Genomic DNA, 1,990 nt, shown 5'->3' with positions numbered 1-1,990 from the left:
CCTAAGTATTCGCAATATGTCGCCTGAGGCAAAAAAGCTGATTGCCCGCACCAAAACAACAATTGCCAATTTGAAAAAGCCTGATCCATCAATGACATTGGACGAAGCAGGCAAAAAAATACGCAACGCTTATATCAAGTCGGTTGACCGCATTTTTAAGCGTCTTGATGACGGCGTTATTTTCCCGTCCGTATCAATGCAAGGTATGCATCACGCTGTTGCCGATATTTATGGCGCTGTTGACGACGCAAAAGGTAGCCTGGGCATCATTGAAGCACTATTTTTTCCCGGGCAGGGAATCGTGAAATCACGTACCCTATGCACCGAACAAGGATCAGGGCGCTGGTTACCCAAACCAACCGATGTCGTTGCAACCTTTTCGCAACTGGCAAATCCCAATCTGGAAACTGGCGGCGGTTACAAAGGCACAACGTTGCTCTGGTGGAAATGGCTTTCCATTGCCGATGTGGTGGCTTTCTTGATTCCCGACGGGCTTGTCGATGTCTTGCCTGGAAGCTATGGCACTCATGGCACCGCCGGCGAGTTCAAGCCGAACTATAAAGACAAATTACTGGCGGTGGCGCAGGGCGACGTCTATCTAGGCTCTATCCCGATGCTGGACGGGCATATATGGGATTCGCTTTTCCGCGTTATTGTTGCTTTGGCCTTTGGCATCATTCTTGGCGTGCCTTTGGGAATTTATATGGGTATATCGCGGTTTTTCAAATCTTTCTTTGATCCGCTGATCGAGCTTTATCGTCCTGTACCGCCTTTGGCATGGGCACCATTGATTCTGACCATTTTTGGTATTCAGGATGATGGTAAAATCTTCCTACTTTTCATGGTGGCCTTTGCGATCATGGTCATTTCGGCACGTACAGGCGCATCCGGCACCCAGCTCTCAAAAATTCGGGCGTCGCATTCGCTTGGTGCAACGGATCAGCAGATCATGCGCTATGTCATCTTGCCAAATGCCATGCCTGAAATTCTGACTGGCATCCGCATTGCTGTCGGTGTTTGTTGGGGTACGCTGGTTGCGGCCGAAATGCTGGCGGGAACAACCGGACTTGGCTTTATTGAAAATGTGGCGCGGACAGTGTCGGATTATGAATTAATCTGGGTTACAATCATTCTGCTCGGAATGCTTGGCCTGTTGTTTGATATCATGATGCGCTGGATTATTGGCAAAACAATACCATGGCGTGGCAAAGGCTAAGCAATGTTTGCCACCTGAATGTGGCCTGACATCGCCTCACATTGGCGCAAACTGTCCGGTGGTGGCCATTTTTGCCTATAAAGCAGCTCAAGGTGCTTGTTGAAGTTGTGCGACGCTTTGCATGATCGCTAAAGCAAAAATCGAATTGAAGTCGTTCATCAGCTAGTCTAATTTACTTTATCATTTCATTATAAAAGAACAGTGCCATGTCCAAAGTCAGCTTTAACAAACCTTTTACCCAGCAGGAAGCCATTCCCGAAGACGGAATCGCACGTGCAGTAGAAATTATGCGTAGCGGTCGTCTGCATCGCTATAATCTGGTCGCTGGTGAGGATAATGAAGCCAGCTTGCTGGAACAGGAATATGCCACATGGCAGGAAGTTGATTATTGTATTGCCGTGACCTCGGGCGGTTATGCAATCCAGCTAGCTATGCGTGTGTGCGGCGTTAAACCAGGCAACAAGGTGCTGGCCAACGCTTATACGCTGGCACCGGTACCTGGCGCGATCCATAATGTTGGCGGCGTTCCCGTCTTGGTCGATATTGATGATAATTATCACATTGATCTTGCTGATCTTGACGCCAAGGCAGCCAGTAGCGGTGCTAAATATCTTCTATTGTCGCATATGCGTGGTCATATCGCCGATATGGATCGGGTTGTCGAAATTTGTGACAAACATGGCATAACATTAATCGAAGATTGCGCGCACACGATGGCAGCGAAATGGCGTGGCATACGGTCAGGTAATTTTGGCAAAGTCGCCGCCTTTTCAA

2 protein-coding genes are annotated in these 1,990 nt (G+C 48.5%); both read left to right on the top strand.

What is annotated here, in order from left to right:
- Positions 1-1,216, top strand: a 1,216-nt coding sequence (locus tag ABNT28_RS10950; protein WP_348721620.1) for an ABC transporter permease subunit, incomplete at its 5' end; no start/stop codon positions are given.
- 206 nt (positions 1,217-1,422) lie between these two features.
- On the top strand, positions 1,423-1,990 hold a 568-nt coding region (locus ABNT28_RS10945; protein ID WP_348721619.1), incomplete at its 3' end, for an aminotransferase class I/II-fold pyridoxal phosphate-dependent enzyme.

This window comes from uncultured Candidatus Puniceispirillum sp. (genome assembly GCF_963979125.1).
In the GTDB taxonomy this organism is placed as follows: domain Bacteria; phylum Pseudomonadota; class Alphaproteobacteria; order Puniceispirillales; family Puniceispirillaceae; genus Puniceispirillum.
The sequence above is the reverse complement of the archived record's forward strand: the minus strand, read 5'-3'. Positions and strand labels throughout refer to the sequence as shown.